The organism is Sphingopyxis sp., assembly GCF_035250425.1.
Taxonomy (GTDB): domain Bacteria; phylum Pseudomonadota; class Alphaproteobacteria; order Sphingomonadales; family Sphingomonadaceae; genus Sphingopyxis.
The window spans coordinates 1-15,176 of sequence record NZ_DATFFD010000070.1; the positions used below are offsets into that span (position 1 = coordinate 1).

General features: G+C 63.7%; 15 protein-coding genes. 11 read left to right on the plus strand and 4 right to left on the minus strand.

Annotation, left to right across the window (positions count from 1 at the left end):
- The 4 genes from VJ811_RS04355 to nhaA all read left to right on the plus strand — a co-directional run.
- Positions 1 to 1,148, plus strand: a 1,148-nt coding sequence (locus tag VJ811_RS04355) for a tyrosine-type recombinase/integrase (RefSeq protein WP_324071056.1), incomplete at its 5' end; no start/stop codon positions are given.
- Between the two features lie 407 nt (positions 1,149 to 1,555).
- On the plus strand, positions 1,556 to 1,813 hold the full coding sequence (locus VJ811_RS04360) for a type II toxin-antitoxin system prevent-host-death family antitoxin (protein ID WP_324071057.1): 258 nt from the start codon (positions 1,556 to 1,558) through the stop codon (positions 1,811 to 1,813).
- Positions 1,810 to 2,193, plus strand: coding sequence for a type II toxin-antitoxin system VapC family toxin (locus VJ811_RS04365; protein ID WP_324071058.1), 384 nt, complete (start codon positions 1,810 to 1,812; stop codon positions 2,191 to 2,193). Before VJ811_RS04360 ends, VJ811_RS04365 begins: the two co-directional genes overlap by 4 nt.
- Positions 2,194 to 2,704: 511 nt before the next feature.
- Entirely contained in the window at positions 2,705 to 3,922 is a 1,218-nt protein-coding gene (gene nhaA, locus VJ811_RS04370; RefSeq protein ID WP_324071059.1) for a Na+/H+ antiporter NhaA, read from the plus strand.
- On the opposite strand, the gene VJ811_RS04375 is transcribed toward nhaA, so the two are convergent.
- From VJ811_RS04375 to VJ811_RS04390, 4 genes are read right to left on the minus strand one after another with little or no spacing between them, the layout of a single operon-like run.
- Positions 3,905 to 5,659 carry a sensor histidine kinase gene (locus VJ811_RS04375; protein WP_324071060.1) on the minus strand — a complete coding sequence of 585 codons (1,755 nt, stop codon included), beginning with the start codon at positions 5,657 to 5,659 and terminating at the stop codon, positions 3,905 to 3,907. The two genes, nhaA and VJ811_RS04375, sit on opposite strands and share 18 nt — an antisense overlap.
- Positions 5,656 to 6,012, minus strand: coding sequence for a response regulator (locus VJ811_RS04380; RefSeq protein WP_324071061.1), 357 nt, complete (start codon positions 6,010 to 6,012; stop codon positions 5,656 to 5,658). The genes VJ811_RS04375 and VJ811_RS04380 overlap by 4 nt, the downstream gene beginning before the upstream one ends.
- A complete protein-coding gene (locus VJ811_RS04385; RefSeq protein WP_324071062.1) occupies positions 6,009 to 6,905 on the minus strand; it encodes a response regulator transcription factor in 897 nt (298 codons plus the stop codon). Before VJ811_RS04385 ends, VJ811_RS04380 begins: the two co-directional genes overlap by 4 nt.
- Entirely contained in the window at positions 6,871 to 8,121 is a 1,251-nt protein-coding gene (locus VJ811_RS04390; protein WP_324071063.1) for an EAL domain-containing response regulator, read from the minus strand. Before VJ811_RS04390 ends, VJ811_RS04385 begins: the two co-directional genes overlap by 35 nt.
- 94 nt (positions 8,122 to 8,215) lie before the next feature.
- Here VJ811_RS04390 and VJ811_RS04395 point away from each other — a divergent pair, with 94 nt between their 5' ends.
- The 7 genes from VJ811_RS04395 (at position 8,216) to VJ811_RS04425 (ending at position 14,891) form a co-directional block, all read left to right on the plus strand.
- The gene (locus tag VJ811_RS04395; protein ID WP_324071064.1) at positions 8,216 to 9,127 is read left to right on the plus strand and encodes a CsgG/HfaB family protein; all 912 of its coding nucleotides are present in this window, start codon (positions 8,216 to 8,218) and stop codon (positions 9,125 to 9,127) included.
- A 10-nt stretch (positions 9,128 to 9,137) separates the two neighbouring features.
- On the plus strand, positions 9,138 to 9,977 hold the full coding sequence (locus VJ811_RS04400; protein WP_324071065.1) for a hypothetical protein: 840 nt from the start codon (positions 9,138 to 9,140) through the stop codon (positions 9,975 to 9,977).
- Positions 9,978 to 10,038: 61 nt separating this feature from the next.
- Positions 10,039 to 10,449 carry a hypothetical protein gene (locus tag VJ811_RS04405; protein WP_324071066.1) on the plus strand — a complete coding sequence of 137 codons (411 nt, stop codon included), beginning with the start codon at positions 10,039 to 10,041 and terminating at the stop codon, positions 10,447 to 10,449.
- Entirely contained in the window at positions 10,446 to 10,985 is a 540-nt protein-coding gene (locus VJ811_RS04410) for a mechanosensitive ion channel family protein (RefSeq protein WP_324071067.1), read from the plus strand. The genes VJ811_RS04405 and VJ811_RS04410 overlap by 4 nt, the downstream gene beginning before the upstream one ends.
- The gene (locus VJ811_RS04415; RefSeq protein WP_324071068.1) at positions 10,982 to 11,632 is read left to right on the plus strand and encodes a sensor histidine kinase; all 651 of its coding nucleotides are present in this window, start codon (positions 10,982 to 10,984) and stop codon (positions 11,630 to 11,632) included. Before VJ811_RS04410 ends, VJ811_RS04415 begins: the two co-directional genes overlap by 4 nt.
- A 2-nt stretch (positions 11,633 to 11,634) precedes the next feature.
- On the plus strand, positions 11,635 to 13,170 hold the full coding sequence (locus VJ811_RS04420) for a DUF389 domain-containing protein (RefSeq protein WP_324071069.1): 1,536 nt from the start codon (positions 11,635 to 11,637) through the stop codon (positions 13,168 to 13,170).
- Complete coding sequence (locus VJ811_RS04425; protein WP_324071070.1) at positions 13,167 to 14,891, plus strand: SLC13 family permease; 1,725 nt, start codon at positions 13,167 to 13,169, stop codon at positions 14,889 to 14,891. Before VJ811_RS04420 ends, VJ811_RS04425 begins: the two co-directional genes overlap by 4 nt.
- Positions 14,892 to 15,176: the final 285 nt, after the last annotated feature.

The window sequence follows — 15,176 nt, forward strand, 5'->3', positions numbered from 1 at the left end:
CAATCAGGGAATATGCAATGCGTCGAGGAAGGCCCGGAACGGGCGTGGAAGTTCTGAAAACATCAATTCGTGCCCGGTTCACTTACAAGGGCATTCAGCACACGATCAATCTGCGGGTCGCGCCGACGCAAGCCAACATCAAGGCTGCGGAGCGGCTCATGGTTCGAGTGCGGCGGGAGATCGATCTCGATATCTTCGAGTTCCAGCGGCACTTCCCGCAATCGCAAATTGCATTGCAGTCCAGCTTCGAGGCCTTTGCGGAAGCCTGGCTCGGGCGGCTGGTTCTCGCGAAGGCGACGATGGAAGGATACCGCAAGGCGATGCGCCACATCTGGATTCCAGCCTTTGGCAGCCGCCACCTTGCGCATATCAAGCCTTCAGAAATCCGCGAATTGATCTGCGCTCGAGCCGAAGAAGTGTCGGCGCGGACGATCAACAACGACTTGATCCCTCTTCGATCGCTGTTTCGGGCGGCGATAGAGGACGGTCTGCTGGATCGCTCGCCAATGGCACCCATTCCCAACCTGAGAACCACGGATCATCTGCCCGACCCGTTCACGCGGGAGGAGATGGAAGAAATCCTGGACCATCTCCAGGCGAATGCGCCGGAGCAGGCATGGAACTGGTACGAGTTCGCCTTCGGGACCGGCATGCGTCCGAGCGAGCAGATTGCGCTGCGATGGTCCGATGTGGATTGGACCAATAAATCCGTCAGGGTTCAACGCGCCCGGGTCCGGGCCGAGTTGAAGTCGACCAAGACATATCAAGTTCGGGATGTGCTGCTGAGCGATCGGATGATCGCGGTGCTGGAAAGGCAGAAGGCGCACAGCTTCGATCGTGGATTGGACACGCCGATCTTTCTCAATCCTGTCACCGGCCGGCCGTGGCCCGATGTCCAGAATCAGCGGAAGCTCTATTTCCAGCCCGCGCTCGAGGCGCTCCAGATCCGCAAGCGCAATGCCTACTGCACGAGGGCGACGTTTGCGACAGCCGCGCTGATCGGCGGCGTCAACCCCTCATATATCGCGCGTCAGCTGGGGCACCGGAACGCCGGCGTCACCCACAAACATTATGCGCGATGGATCGACGGCTCGGACTCGCGAAGGGAGGCGAAGAAGGTCGATCGAGTGTTCCGGAAAACGGCGTAATTCCTTGGTTCCGCCCCGCTGGTCTGTGCGAGTGAAGCGAACCAAAATGAATTTTCCCACGATTTTCTGAGGAAATCCGCCACATTGCGGGAGGGGTTTTCCCAGCCGCTCAATGCATGCCGAGGAAAATCAATAAGTTGCCTGGTGACCCCTACGGGACTCGAAAAAAAACCTGAGGAACAAGGGATTCCAGGGGACTGGAGGGGAGGGAAACGCCGGAAATCCGCCATTTCGATTCCCGCTCAATCCCCTTGAATCCCACGATGCTCCCACGGATGCTCCCACGGGCGGCGCTGATGCTTTGGGGGAAATGATGCAGGGCTGCGATGCTCGTGCAGGGCAGGGGATTGATTTGGACTATTAATTAGTCCATATATTGCCGAGCCATTTACCGTTCGGAGAGCATCATGCAAATTCCCGTGTCTGAGGCGAAAGGTCAGTTGACCGAACTCGTTCGCCGCGCCGAGGCCGGCGATGAGGTCGTCCTTACCCGCCATGGCCATGCCGCCGTGCGCCTCGTGCCAGTCAAGGCGCCGACGGACCGGAAATCCCGTCGCAAGCTGATTGAGACGATCCGCGCCGCTGCTGCTGCCAAGGCATCTCCGGGGCCGGTTGCTGCCCGCAGCCAGGACTTTCTCTACGGTGACGAAGGCATGCCCGGATGATCGCCATCGATACCTCGGCGATCATGGCCATCCTTCTCAACGAACAGGAAGCCGATGCCTGCATCGCCGCGATTGAGGCGGAGGAGGACATCGTCATCTCCTCTGCGACATTGGCCGAGACGCTGATCGTTGCTGGACGGCGGAATATTGGGGCGGAGGCTATCAGCCTGATCGATGGCTTAGGGCTGGAGGTGGTCTCGGTAACCCCGGCGTCGGCGAAGCGCGTTGCTGATGCCTATGCGCACTGGGGCAAGGGCGTGCATCCGGCTGGCCTCAACTTCGGCGATTGCTTCGCTTATGAGGTGGCGAAAGAGCATGACTGTCCCTTGCTCTTCGTAGGGGACGATTTCTCGCAGACCGACATCGACGGTGTCCTCTGACCACCTCAGCAGCGATGGTACGTGGGCGCCAGTCTTTCGGCCATAAAGTCTCATATATACGACCTTATCATTGATAAGGTCTTTTTTACACGACCTTGATGTGCGAGCGCGCAGGGGCCTCATCCGGGTAGTGGTCCATTGTGCAGACTTGTTTCACGGGATATGTCAGTGACCACTCCCCCAATCAGCTTCGGCTGTCGGGCGCGCGGCGGGCGAAAGCCCGCCGTTGCTCTATAACTGCGCGATGACCGAATGGAGCGGGGGCGTGCCGACGCGGCGCGTTGAAACACTATTCTCCGCGCGCTGTAGTGCGATGGCGGGGGCTGGTATGTCGGTTGCCAAAAGCTTCGCCGTTGGGGACGGCGACATGTTTTATATCCAACGCGGTTACGCCCTTGATGTCGGGCCAAGGTTAGCAGTGACGTCATTCTGACGCCAATAGGACAATTCGGGTCCGGAGCGGCGCGAATTTCGCGTGCTATCCTTCCGTTCGCCGTCATGACAAGCTGTTATGCCTAAACTGCTTCGCGGCAAGTCCGCCTCCGTCCTTCGTGAATTCTTGGTAACCGAATCTGCCGGCGGCCTCGTCCTGATTGGCGCAGCCGCGCTTGCGCTGATCGCCGCGAATTCGCCGCTGTCCCATGCCTATTTCGGCTTGTTGCACCTGCATCTCGGGCCGCTGTCGGTGCTCCACTGGATCAATGATGGTCTGATGGCGGTTTTCTTTCTGCTGGTCGGCCTCGAACTGAAGCGTGAGCTGCTCGACGGCGAGCTTTCGACCTGGGAGCGGCGCGCGCTCCCAGGCGCCGCCGCGTTGGCCGGCATGGCGGTGCCCGCGGCGATCTACGCGGCGGTCAATGCCGCCGATGCCCCGAGCTTGCGTGGTTGGGCGATACCGGCGGCTACCGACATCGCCTTTGCACTAGGCGTGCTCGCGCTGCTTGGGCGGCGTGTGCCGGTGTCGCTCAAAATCCTGTTGACCGCAATCGCGGTGATCGACGATCTTGGCGCGATCCTGGCGATCGCGCTCTTCTATAGCAGTGAACTGTCACCGCTGCCGCTGCTGGGCGCCATGGTGGCGATCGCGGTGCTGGCGTGGCTGGCGCGGATCGGCGTCCACGTGCTCTGGCCCTATCTGGCGATCGGCCTGCTAGCCTGGGTGGCGATGCTGCTGTCGGGCATCCATGCCACATTCGCCGGTGTAGCCGTGGCCATGACCGTTCCGTTGACACCGACCCCAGGCAAGCCGGAAGGGGCGAGTTCGCCGTTGCACCGGCTTGAGCATCGGCTCCATCCGCTCGTCGCGTTCGGCATTGTCCCGTTGTTCGGGTTCGCCAATGCGGGCGTCCGCTTCATCGGACTCGGCCCGGAGGCGATGCTGGGCGGGGTGCCGCTGGGGATCGCTGCGGGACTGTTCATCGGTAAGCAGTTCGGAATCCTCGGTGCCTGCTGGGCGATGATTCGGCTCCGGCTCGCCGAGATGCCGTCGGGCGCGAACTGGCGCCATCTCCACGGCGTCGCGCTGCTTGCCGGGATCGGCTTCACGATGAGCCTGTTCATTGGCGTTCTGGCGTTCGGTGAGGGTGGCACGCGGCCTGACAGCGTCAAGCTCGGCGTCCTGGCGGGGTCGCTGCTCTCGGCGCTCGCGGGCTATGCGATGCTGCGAAGCGCTGCGTGGTCGGGCTTCCAATGTGGATGCATCGAGAACTCATCAGGTACCCGCGGTTGAGGGAACTCTTTCATGCACCGGGAGCTCAAAGGAGAATGTCGCGCCGCCGGACTCATTCCGGACAGACAGAGTTCCTCGCATGTCGCTTATGATGCCGTAGCTGATGGACAGGCCGAGTCCGGTGCCTTCCCCGCCCGGCTTGGTCGTGAAGAAGGGCTCGAATATGCGCGGCAATATGTCCGGCGGTATCCCGCCGGCATTGTCGGCCACTTCCACGACCGCGGCATCATCAGATCGCTTGACGCTGATGCGAAGCTGCGGCTCGACCGCATCGGTCGTCCTGAAAGCGGCAATTGCGTTGGATATGAGATTGGCGACGACCTGCTCGATGAGCACCGCGTGGCCCTTGACGACTAGGCCCGGCGTGATCGCGAGATCGAGCCCGTACCCCTTGAGCCGCGCGGTCTCGGCAAAAAAATCGACCGCAGACTGCACGGCTTCTCCAAGGTCGAACGGTTCGGGCCTCTCGACCGGCTTGCGGCCGAAAATACGCATATGATCGATGATGGCCGCGGCCCGCTCGGTCTGCTCGGCAATCCGGCCGAACTTCATTTCCAGATAGTCTTCCGTGGCCTTGCCGGCGGTCAGCCGTGCGCGCGCATTATCGGCTGACAGGCGGATAACGTTCAGTGGCTGGTTCAATTCGTGCGCGGTGGCGGTCGCAAGTTCACCCAGCGTCGCGAGCTTGGCGGCATGCAACAGGCGGCGTTGATCTTCGCGCTCCCTAGTCACGTCTTCGTGGATGGCGATGAAGCCGCCATCGGGCAGCCGTGTCCGGCGAACAGAAATCGTGCGACCATCGGGAAAGGACAGCTCGAATGCCAGTGACGGACCCTCCCAGCTCCGATTGCGGCATTGCGCCTCGATCTGTTGTCCCTCGGCGCTGTCATAAGCGCCGCCGGCAGCATGGAAATCCACCATCTCATCAAGCGTCGAGCCGATCTCGAAGGCGTCGGCCGGAATGCCGGTCAGCGCCGCAAAGGTCGGATTCCTGGCGAGCAGGCGCCCGTCGGCATCAAAGATCGCGACCCCCTCGGTCATGTGGTCGAAGGTTGATTCCAGCGCGTGGGTCCGGTCTGCCAGCGCCCCGCGCAGTTCGTCGTGAAGCTCGCCGATGTGGCTGCTCATGCTGTTCATCGCCTTGGCGACTGCCCGAAATTCGATCGGGCCTTCGACAGGAATCGCAACGTTGAAATCGCCGTCACTGACCCTTCTCGCGGTTTTGCGAATGATGCGAAGATGCCGCGAGAGATGACGTCCAAACGCCCATGACACGAGGCCGGAAAGAGCGAGCAGCAGAATGGCGGTCACCACCAGCCTGGGTTTGATCCGGCCCAAAATCTCATCCAGAAAATCATCCCGGGCCACAGCCCTGACCGTACCGATCCGTTTGCCGTCCTGGATGATCGGGACGGTCTGCACGAAGGTCTCAACGTCAGACCCGGCACCCTTGACGAGGGCCGCGAGCGACCGGCCGTCCGAGTCCCGGACGTCAAGCGAGACCAGATCCGCGCTTTCGACGAGATCCTGGACCAACCTGTTGATCTTTCGCCGATCGCCCGCTGCCACGGGTTCGCTGAGCAGGACGGCCGCAAAACGGGCGTTGATCCGGGCGTCACGATGCACCTCGCTTCTCACCGACTGGTTGAGGAAGCCGTGCGTCATGATGAGCAGGATGATCAGAAAGGCCGTTTCGATGGCGGCGACGGCGAGCATGCAGCGTATATGGAAGCTCATGCCAACGCCTCCAGAGCGAGCTTGACCACCGCCGGACTGCGTACCGGCTTTCCGAACCGCGCAAGGATCTCGCGCCCTCCGGCGAACGGGTCGTCCGCATGGCCGGCATGGCCGGTGATGATGATGAAGCGCAGGTCCGGGCGTTCGGCATGCAACCGCGCGATCAACTGCTCGCCTCCGATGCCTGGCATGCGAAGGTCGGTGATGACGAGGCGAACCGATGGATCGGCGCCACGGCGCAACGCCTCTTCGGGATCGCTCGACCACAACGCCGCAATGCCAGCGTCTTCAAACGCCTCGGCCAATTCCTCGGCGGAGTAGGGATCGTCGTCGACGACGAGCACGGCGCTCATGCTGTCCGCGCGGCGATAAGGGTCTGGATCGCGTCGCGGCAGAGGCTGCGCCCGGTTTCGGTGAGTCCGAGCATGAAGCGGCGGCCGTCTGCGGGATCTTCGCGGCGCATGATCAGGCCGCGCTCTTCGAATTCTGCAATGCGCCGAAGGCCGGCCGACGCGCTCGCCCCGGATGCAAGCGCGATGTTGGTGGCCGAGGCTTCGCCGGCGCCCAGATCGGCCTCGAACATGGCGAGCAGCACGCGCCAGCCGACCTGCTCGATAGACAGGCGGGAAAAGAGCCGGTCGAGGACACGCGCTTCCTCGAGCAGCCGCCGGCAATGCAGTGCCTGCCAGGCCTGATCGACCGAGGGCGCGGGATCGGTACGGCCATTTCCTGCCGCCGGAGAATAGGATGGCGGCAGTTCGGCCATCGCCGCCATTTCGCGCATGGCACTGGTCAAACCATCCTCCAGTGCGCGGAAACGGTTGATCAGGCCGCTGCGGGCAGTGCGGTCGCGCTCAAGCTCGCGATAGCGTCCCGCCGCGTCGGTGACCGCATTGAGCAGTCCGATGCGATCGACGGGCTTCGGCAAGAACGCCGCAACGCCCAGCCGCATTGCGCCGTCCATGTCCTTTAGCTCCGCCGCGCCGGAACAGAGCACGGCCTGCAGCGAAGCGCCCCGCTGGCCCAGCGCGGAACGGAGTTCGGACAACAGCTTCAGGCCGTCCATTTCCGGCAGGTGCAGGTCGAGCACCATCACGCCGATCCGCGGATCGCATCCGATCATGGCGATGGCCTCGGCTGGGCTGGCGGCATGCTGGCTGGGATAACCGGCATCGTCGAGCAGCTCGCCAAGCGCCTCGGCGCAGGCGCTATCATCCTCGACTACCAAGGTATGAATATGCTCCATGGTGAATGGTTACCGCATTTGGATTAAGTTCCTGTAAATGATGGGAGGATTGGCGGCTGCTTGTCGCCGATCCTATCGCCTGGAGGGACAGGGGCCGGCCCAGGCACCAGCCTTGCCCCACATCGCAGCCCGCGTCGTGGAATGCGCGTAGCTGTTCTTCGGTCTCGATGCCTTCGGCGACGCAGATCGCCCCCAGCGAATGGGCGAGCGCGGCAAGCCCGCGAACGATCCTCATGCCATGCGGTTTCACGACTTCAGCCGCGAAACGCCGGTCGAGCTTGAGTTCCGTAATCGGCGCGTCGAGAAGCCGTTCGAACCGGTTCTCTCCGGTGCCGAAATCGTCGAGCGACAATCCGAAACCCGCTAGACGCAGCCGGGTAAGCGTTTCCAGGGCGCAGCCGCGCAGACTTGCCGTCGCGGTTTCGGTCAATTCGAACACGATCCGCTCGGGGGGCAGCCCATGGCGTCGGACCGTCGAGACGAGGCGGTCGACAAGATCGATTTCATCCAGAAGGCTCCCCGAAAGGTTGATCGAGAAATTCGGCGGGACTCGATCTCCGGTCCATTGGGCAGCCGTTTCGGCGACCTGATCGACGATCAGGCCGGTGAGCAGGCCGATCAGTCCCGATGCTTCGGCAAGAGACACGAACAGTTCGGGCGACACCTCGCCAAGCCGCGGCGAGTACCAGCGGGCCAACACCTCGAAGCCGGCCAGGTCGCCCGTGCCGAGCGCGACCTGCGGTTGATAGACGACGCTGATTTCCTTTCGCGCGAGCGCCTGACGCAGATCATCGGCCGTCACCAGAGGGGCAGTCATGGCGACGGCTTCGGTGCGATGCATCTGCGTTTCCCTGACTACCTCGGTCAGGCGATCGATCGAGATCGGCTTCGGCAAGGCTGCCGCCACCTGATAGCCGATATCCGCCACGGCGCGCGCCGCGGCGTCCAGCACCATCGGGTCGAAGCCGCTGACGAGGATCAGCGCCGGTGTCGCATCCGCGCTGAAACTGCGGCGGAGAAGCTGCGGGCCGTCGCGATCGTCGCCGAGTTGCAGATCGACAATGGCGAAATCCGCCCATTGCCAGTCCGCGCCGGTCAGCTCACCCGGACTCGTGAAGACACGGCAGTCGCAGCCGCGATCAATCAGCCCTTCGGCAAGAACGTCTCCAAAGGCGGCGTCATCGTCGATGAGAAGGATGTTGGTCGGATATTGCATGAAATCGTCCCTCGGCTCTGCGCCCCCCGATGGACGCAATCGGACGTTTAGGCGCCTGTGCGCCCACACATTTCGGGAATGACACCGATCCGGCATGATCCCGGGCAGATCGTTCCGCGTCGGCGTCATCCGCCCGCCCGAACCGCGATTCGCCGGTTATCTGACCGGCATGAGCAACCGCATCCACCATCCAGCCAACAGGATTGGCTTCGCCCTTTGCACCGCAGCCATGCTGGCCGGATGCGCGACGCTGCCGGCGCGAGAAGCGCCTGCGGGTGTCCGTACCGAGTCCCGTTTCCCGGTGACGTCGAACGACACGCCCTATTCGCGCTGTCTCATGTCATTGTCGGGAAATGCCGGCAACAATCTGCCGGTCATCGCCGTCGGAGAAGTAGTCGACAAGACAGGGCAGATCAGCCTTCAGGATCATGGCTATGCGTTGAGCCAGGGCGCCACCGAAATGGTGATCAGCGCCTTCTACAAGACGCGCAAGGTGCGCCTCGTCGAGCGCGCCGACCTGCGCGTCGCGAACCAGGAGCTGACCTTCCGCAAGCATAGTCTCGTCGGCGACGCGCTCAAGCCGGGCGCGTTGAAGGGCGCGGACTTCATCGTCGTCGGCGCACTGACCGAGCTCAATTACAACATATTGAGCCAGGGCGCGGGCTTGTGGGTCAAGGGCATTGGCGCCGGCGGCAAGAGCGCGGTCGTCAACGTCGCACTCGACCCGCGCCTGATCGACGCACGCACGCTCGAGGTCCGCTACGTCTCGACGCTGCAGAAACAGATCGTCGGGCGCGAAGTGGAAGCGAACATCTTCCGCTTCTTCGGCGGCACGCTCGTGGAATTGGACGCCGGGAAAATCCGGAACGAGCCCTTGCAGCTCGGCGTCCGCTCCGTGGCCGAAATGGCGGTCCATCAGATCATGACGGACTATCTCGGCCTTCCTTCCAGTTCGGAATGTCGTCTCGGAGAAGATGGCGCAACGGCTCGCAACCCAACCCCATAGGAGTATTGTCATGAAATCATCCATCCGCAGCGCCGTCGCCACCGCCGCGCTTGCCGCGGGCCTCGCCTTCGGCGCAGCCCCGGCCCTTGCCTGGGATACGGTCAACTGGACCTGGACGTCCACCCGGACCGATACGTCCACCAATACCAGCACGTCGACGCTGAACGCGCTGCCGACCGGCGACATGGCAGTGCAGGCGCGCCAGATTTATGTCGGCGACGTCCGCGCTGAATCCGACGCGACGGCGTCTGTCGTCCCGACCACGGGAACTCCGCTCGAGGCCACCAACATCGGTCATGTCGAATCCGGGGCGGCGGCCTACGCGAATGTCTACACGGCGGCCTCGGAAGTACCGCTTTCGGTCGACCTCGGCCAATATCATGTCGGCACCATCGATCCGACCTCGGGAGCTACGCCGACCATCGCCGATCCCACTGCGACGAATGCGAATTATGCCTATGCCGACGCACTCATCGCCGATTCCGCGAACGGGTTGTTCACGCCGCACGAAACCAGCGCCCTTGCCACCGCGACGGGCGTCGTCGATGCCACGGCATCCACCGATGCGCGTGCGGTCAGCAACACCGCGAGCCTGGAACTTGCGGCCGCCCCGGCCGAATCGCTCACCGGCGATCCGACGGTTGGCTATGTGACCAACGCATTGATGTCTGCCGACCTGACCCAGCTCAGCGTCGGGCGGACCGATGCGCTCGCCGTCACCAGCGTGTCGATGGCCAATGTCGGCAGCTTCACGGGCCTCGATCGTCCGATCGCCAGCGCATCGGCGACCGCTATCGGCAATCTCGGCACCGCGACGACCCGTATCGGAACGCTCGATCTCGGCCTGTAAGCCGGGGGCAGCCGGGCGGTATCGCCGCCCGGCCCTGCTCCACAAGAAAGGAACAAACGCCATGAAACTTCACCGTCGTCTGGCGGGGATGATGCTCGCACTCGGTACTGCCCTGTCCGCCTGGCCAGCTTTCGCCGAAAATCCGCTGAACGCCCATCAGTGGGACTTCCGCGTCAGGCGCAGTCCGGCGGCAATCGCACGGGCGACGACGATGTGGCAGGTCGAGCAGGCCGCCCGTGCGAACGGCTCGGGCGCCACGACCGCAAGCGCGCCGGGCTCGGTCGGCCTGCCGGGCATCGGTTCCGTCGCCAACATGAACATCGTGACGGTGATGGTCGGCAACAACAGCACGGTCGACGTTGCAGTCGAGGCCGAGCAGGAGAATCATGGCGAGATCGACGCCACCTCGGTGATCGCGACCGGCAACATGGTGGATATCGGCCAGATCGGTGACATCGGACCGGGGCGATGATGCAGGAGATCGCCGGCCTCTTGGGCCATGGCGAGGGTCATCTGACGACGCTCGCCGCTGCGGCCGCGGTAAAACTGCTGATCGCGTTGCTGACCTTCGCGATCTTCTTCGGGGCCGCCCTGATCGCCGCCCGACTGGTCTGCAGGCTGACAAGGCTCGCGCCGGAACATGATGTCGCCACGCAGATCATCGCGCGTCTGATCCGGATCCTCGGCGCGCTGTTCGGCGTCATCAGCGCGCTCGGTACACTGGGCGTCGACGTCAGCATGGCTCTGACCGGGATCGGGCTCGCGGGCGCCGCTTTCAGCCTCGCCTTCAAGGATGTCGCCGGCAGTCTGTTCGGCGGCGTGCTGATCGCGCTCTACCGGCCCTTCAAACCGGGCGACCGGCTGACCATCGCAGGGGAGTCCGGGAAAGTCGTGTCCATCAACCTGCGCCATTCGGTGCTGATGGATGGCGATCGCCGCATCTTCATACCCAATACGCTCGTCCTCTCCGACCCGCTCATCGTCGAGCCTCGCACGCTCTCGCAATGAAAGTGATTTCAGCCATGCTTCACCAACCCATTCTCACGGTCGATCCGGTCGTTGACAACAACCATGACGATCGCCTGCGGATGATTCTCGACGAGGCCCGGCATCGTTCCAGAAACATGTTCGCGATCGTGCTGGTCGTAGCGACCCAGACCCTGATCGAGGCTGAGAACCTCGATCAGGCCAGAGAAGCGCTTACTGCCCGTCTGCAGGCACTCGCACGGTCGCATGAGTTGTTGCACGACGATCAATGGATGAATGCCGACGTTGCCGGCATATTCGACCGAACGGTATGTCAGCACCTTGGCGTCCCGCCGGCACGGCTTTTGGCCTATGGTCCGGCACTGCATCTGCAACCCCGCGCGGCGCAGTCCCTTTCGATGGCGTTTCACGAACTGGCGACCAACGCGCTCAAATATGGCGCGCTCTCGAATGCCAACGGGATCGTCTCGGTACGCTGGTGGGGCCAGGACACCGATAGCGGTGGTATCCGCTTTGAATGGCGTGAGCATGGCGGTCCCCCGGTTAGGGAGCCGACACGGAGCGGTTTCGGTTCCGATCTGATCCACACCTGCCTTGCCGCCGCCGCTGGCGGCCGCCCCCATGCGCGGTTCTCGCCGGACGGGGTCATCTGGACCGTGGGAGCCTGAACATGCTGTCGATAAGCGAGGAAACGCGACGCGCCGTCGAGACGGAGATCGCGGCCGAGGCGCGCGTTTCGGGCGCCTATTACATCCTGATCATCTGCGCCTGCGGCGTCGCAACGCTGGGGCTGCTGCAATCCTCGGCCGCCGTCGTCATCGGCGCGATGCTGATCTCGCCGCTGATGGGGCCGATTCTCGGCATGGGGCTGTCGCTGGCCATGGTGGAGCCGCGCGGTTTCCGCCGTGCCCTGGTGACGCTTGCGCTCGGGGCGCTGCTCGCGGTGCTGGCCTCCGTGATCATCGTCTGGGCATCGCCGCTCAACGAGGCGACCCCGGAAATCCTTGCCCGCACCCGGCCCACGCTGCTCGATCTGGTGGTGGCGATCCTTTCGGGCGTCGTCGCTGCCTATGTCACGATCACCCGCAAGGGCGGCGTCATCGCCGGGGTCGCCATCGCCACCGCGCTGATGCCGCCGCTGGCCGTGACCGGCTACGGCCTGGCGACGGGCTCGCCGACGATCGCCGGAGGCGCGTTCCTGCTGTTCATGACCAATGTGGTCGCGATCCTCGGCTGCGTGTTCGTCGTGGCGCGACTGTTCGGCTTCAAGCCCGCCCATAAGATCCAGGCGCGCTGGCAGGAACTCGGTCTGGCGGCAGCGATACTGATCTTCGCGCTTCCGCTGGGCTTTTCGCTTCGCGACATCGCCGTCGAAGCGCGCCAGACCCATCGCGCCCGATCGGCCATCGAACGCCAGTTCACGAACGGCAAGCCGCGCATCGACGATCTGCGGATTGCGATCGAGGACGGCGCCCTCAAGTCAGTGAAGGCCGTGGTCATCACGCCTGGCTTCGTGTCGGATCTTGGCGGCAAGGTCAGCGCCGCGCTCGACGGTGTGCCCGAAGTCGATGTCCAGCAGATCCTCACGGCGCAAGGCGAGCGCGAAGAGAAAACGCCGGGCGGCGCGCTTGGCAACCAGGCGCTGGCCGGATCGTCCGAGCCCCCGAGTCCCGAACAGCATCTCCGTGACCTGCTCGGCGGCGTCGGGGCCGTGGAGGGTGTCCGGCGCGACGGCCGCCGGCTGACCGCGATGGTACGGCTCGAGGGCAAAGCCGATCTGGCGGATTATCAGGCGCTCGAAGCCGCCGCCGACCGCCTTTCCCCCACCATGGATATCCGGCTGATTCCGCCGCTCATGCCCCTGCCGGCCATTCCCTTCGTGGAAGGGCGCAGCGTGCTTGATGGCGCCGCGGAACGGAACGCCAGGACGGCGGCCTGGGCGCTCGCGCGCTGGGGCATAAAAGAGGTGGCAATCGAAGGCTTTGCCAGCCCGGGCCGAAATGGGGCAACCGCAGCTGACCGGCGCGTCGCCATGAAGCGCGGACAGTCCGTTGCCGAAATACTGACAAATCAGGGCATGGGCGTCACCGAAATCACCGCCATCGTCCCGCCGCTTCGTGATGGCGCGGCCTCCAGCCTTTGGCGCGTGGATATCCGGCCGCGCGGTGAGGTCAGGCCAGTGTTGGACGGGCCGGCGCGGCCATGAGCAGCGCGGCGCTCAGCGGCCTGATCCTCGTCCTGATACTGATCCTGTTCGCATCGGAGCGCGTCCGCCATGATCTGGTTGCGCTGATCGCGCTCTTTGCCTGCCTCATCACCGGCCTCGTGCCGGTGGAACAGGCTTTCGACGGTTTTGCCGATCCGGCGGTAGTGACGGTCGGCGCAGTGCTCGTCGTCGGCCGGGCCATCGAACTCAGCGGTGCGGCGGCGCTGGTCACACGCGGGCTCATTTCGAATCACGCGCCATTCCCTATTCAGTTGGGGGCCGTGCTGCCTGTGGGCGCAGTGCTGTCGGCCTTCATGAACAATATCGCAGCGCTCGTGATCACCATGCCGATCGCCGCCGAAATCGGACGGCGCTCGGGGCGCAGGCCGGCCGCGACGCTCATGCCGCTGGCATTCGCGACGATCCTTGGCCGCATGACCACGCTGAGCGGAACGCCCGCCAATCTGATCCTTTCGTCGGTCCGGGAGCAGCGGCTGGGCGAACCTTTCGGTTTCTTCACGATGGCGCCGGTCGGCATCGCCGTTGCCGTGGTGGGGCTGCTCTATATGGTGCTGGTCGGCTGGCGGCTCATTCCCCGGCGCAAGGCGAGCGCCCAGGAAAGCATCCGTCCCTGGCGGGTGTTCGAACTCGATGTCTCGGCGGCCCGCAAACCGTTGTCCCGGGAAGCTCTGTCGGGCCTGTTGCGAAATTCGGGCGCACGCCTGCTCGCGCAATTCCGGCATGGTGAGCGTTTGGCCGGTGACGCGGCAGTGGCACCGGGCGATCGCCTGCTTGTCCTTTCGCGCAGCGCGCGTGCGACCATGGCCGGGAACAGCGGACTGACGCTGGCGGAGGGATCGGATTCAGTCCCCGGCGAGGAAACCGCGCGGGTCGTCGTAGCGCATGGATCCTTCCTTATCGGCCATGGCCATGACATGGTTCGAGCCGAGAGCGATGGCGCGCTCCGGGTGGCTGCGGCAGGTCCGCGCGCCGCGCGGCAACGCGAGCCACTCGCCCGGCTACGTATCCAGGCCGGGGACCAGCTCTATATTCGCGGCACGGCGCCTGCGCTGGCGGGTTTCGTGGCGCGAGCCCGTCTGCTCGAGCTGGACCGGCATGATCCTTCCCTTTCCCATGACCCGCGGCGAATGACCATGATATTGGCGATCTTCCTCGGATCGGTAGCACTTGCCGTATCTGGTGTCGTGTCGACGGCGATCGCATTCCTGGCCGCCGCCGCATTGCTCGCCGGCTCTCGCCTGTTGTCGGCAGAGGATATCTACCGTTCTATAGACTGGTCCATCGTGGTTCTGCTCGCAGCGATGATACCGGTGGGCCAAAGCTTCGAAACCAGCGGCGCCGCGGCAGTCGTTGCCGAGGCATTAGGGCATGTTCTGGCGGGAGCACCACCGATCGCGGCGCTCGCGGCGATCTGCGCACTGACCTTGCTGCTCTCGATCTTACTCAACAATGTCGCCACCGCGATCATCATGGGTCCGCTGGCGCTCGATACCGCCGCGCTGATCGGACTTGGTCCGGATGCCGCCCTGCTGGCCGTCCTGATCGGCGCGTCGTCCGATTTCCTCACCCCCATAGGCCACCAGAATAATCTGCTCGTCATGGGGCCGGGCGGCTATCGTTTCACCGATTATGCCCGTCCGGGCGCATTGCTTTCGGTCCTGGTTCTCGGGACTGCGGCGGGCTTTCTTGTTGTTCTCTGATCCACCTGCAATGCTCGACGCGCACATTTAATCGGGCGGCGGGATTGCCAGATAAAGAAACAGTTTCCGGCGGCTGTATGGCCGTCAATTGACGATGCATTCTGTCGGTCTGGACATCGTTGACCCGCGTAGTGTTGCGTAGATCAATCAGGGAATATGCAATGCGTCGAGGAAGGCCCGGAACGGGCGTGGAAGTTCTGAAAACATCAATTCGTGCCCGGTTCACTTACAAGGGCATTCAGCACACGATCAATCTGCGGGTCGCGCCGACGCAAGCCAACATCA

Coding starts and splice junctions, on each gene's coding strand:
- VJ811_RS04360 (WP_324071057.1), top strand. CDS start 1,556: ATGCAAATTCCCGTGTCTGAGGCGAAAGGTCAGTTGACCGAACTCGTT.
- VJ811_RS04365 (WP_324071058.1), top strand. CDS start 1,810: ATGATCGCCATCGATACCTCGGCGATCATGGCCATCCTTCTCAACGAA.
- nhaA (WP_324071059.1), top strand. CDS start 2,705: ATGCCTAAACTGCTTCGCGGCAAGTCCGCCTCCGTCCTTCGTGAATTC.
- VJ811_RS04375 (WP_324071060.1), bottom strand. CDS start 5,659: ATGAGCTTCCATATACGCTGCATGCTCGCCGTCGCCGCCATCGAAACG.
- VJ811_RS04380 (WP_324071061.1), bottom strand. CDS start 6,012: ATGAGCGCCGTGCTCGTCGTCGACGACGATCCCTACTCCGCCGAGGAA.
- VJ811_RS04385 (WP_324071062.1), bottom strand. CDS start 6,905: ATGGAGCATATTCATACCTTGGTAGTCGAGGATGATAGCGCCTGCGCC.
- VJ811_RS04390 (WP_324071063.1), bottom strand. CDS start 8,121: ATGCAATATCCGACCAACATCCTTCTCATCGACGATGACGCCGCCTTT.
- VJ811_RS04395 (WP_324071064.1), top strand. CDS start 8,216: ATGATCCCGGGCAGATCGTTCCGCGTCGGCGTCATCCGCCCGCCCGAA.
- VJ811_RS04400 (WP_324071065.1), top strand. CDS start 9,138: ATGAAATCATCCATCCGCAGCGCCGTCGCCACCGCCGCGCTTGCCGCG.
- VJ811_RS04405 (WP_324071066.1), top strand. CDS start 10,039: ATGAAACTTCACCGTCGTCTGGCGGGGATGATGCTCGCACTCGGTACT.
- VJ811_RS04410 (WP_324071067.1), top strand. CDS start 10,446: ATGATGCAGGAGATCGCCGGCCTCTTGGGCCATGGCGAGGGTCATCTG.
- VJ811_RS04415 (WP_324071068.1), top strand. CDS start 10,982: ATGAAAGTGATTTCAGCCATGCTTCACCAACCCATTCTCACGGTCGAT.
- VJ811_RS04420 (WP_324071069.1), top strand. CDS start 11,635: ATGCTGTCGATAAGCGAGGAAACGCGACGCGCCGTCGAGACGGAGATC.
- VJ811_RS04425 (WP_324071070.1), top strand. CDS start 13,167: ATGAGCAGCGCGGCGCTCAGCGGCCTGATCCTCGTCCTGATACTGATC.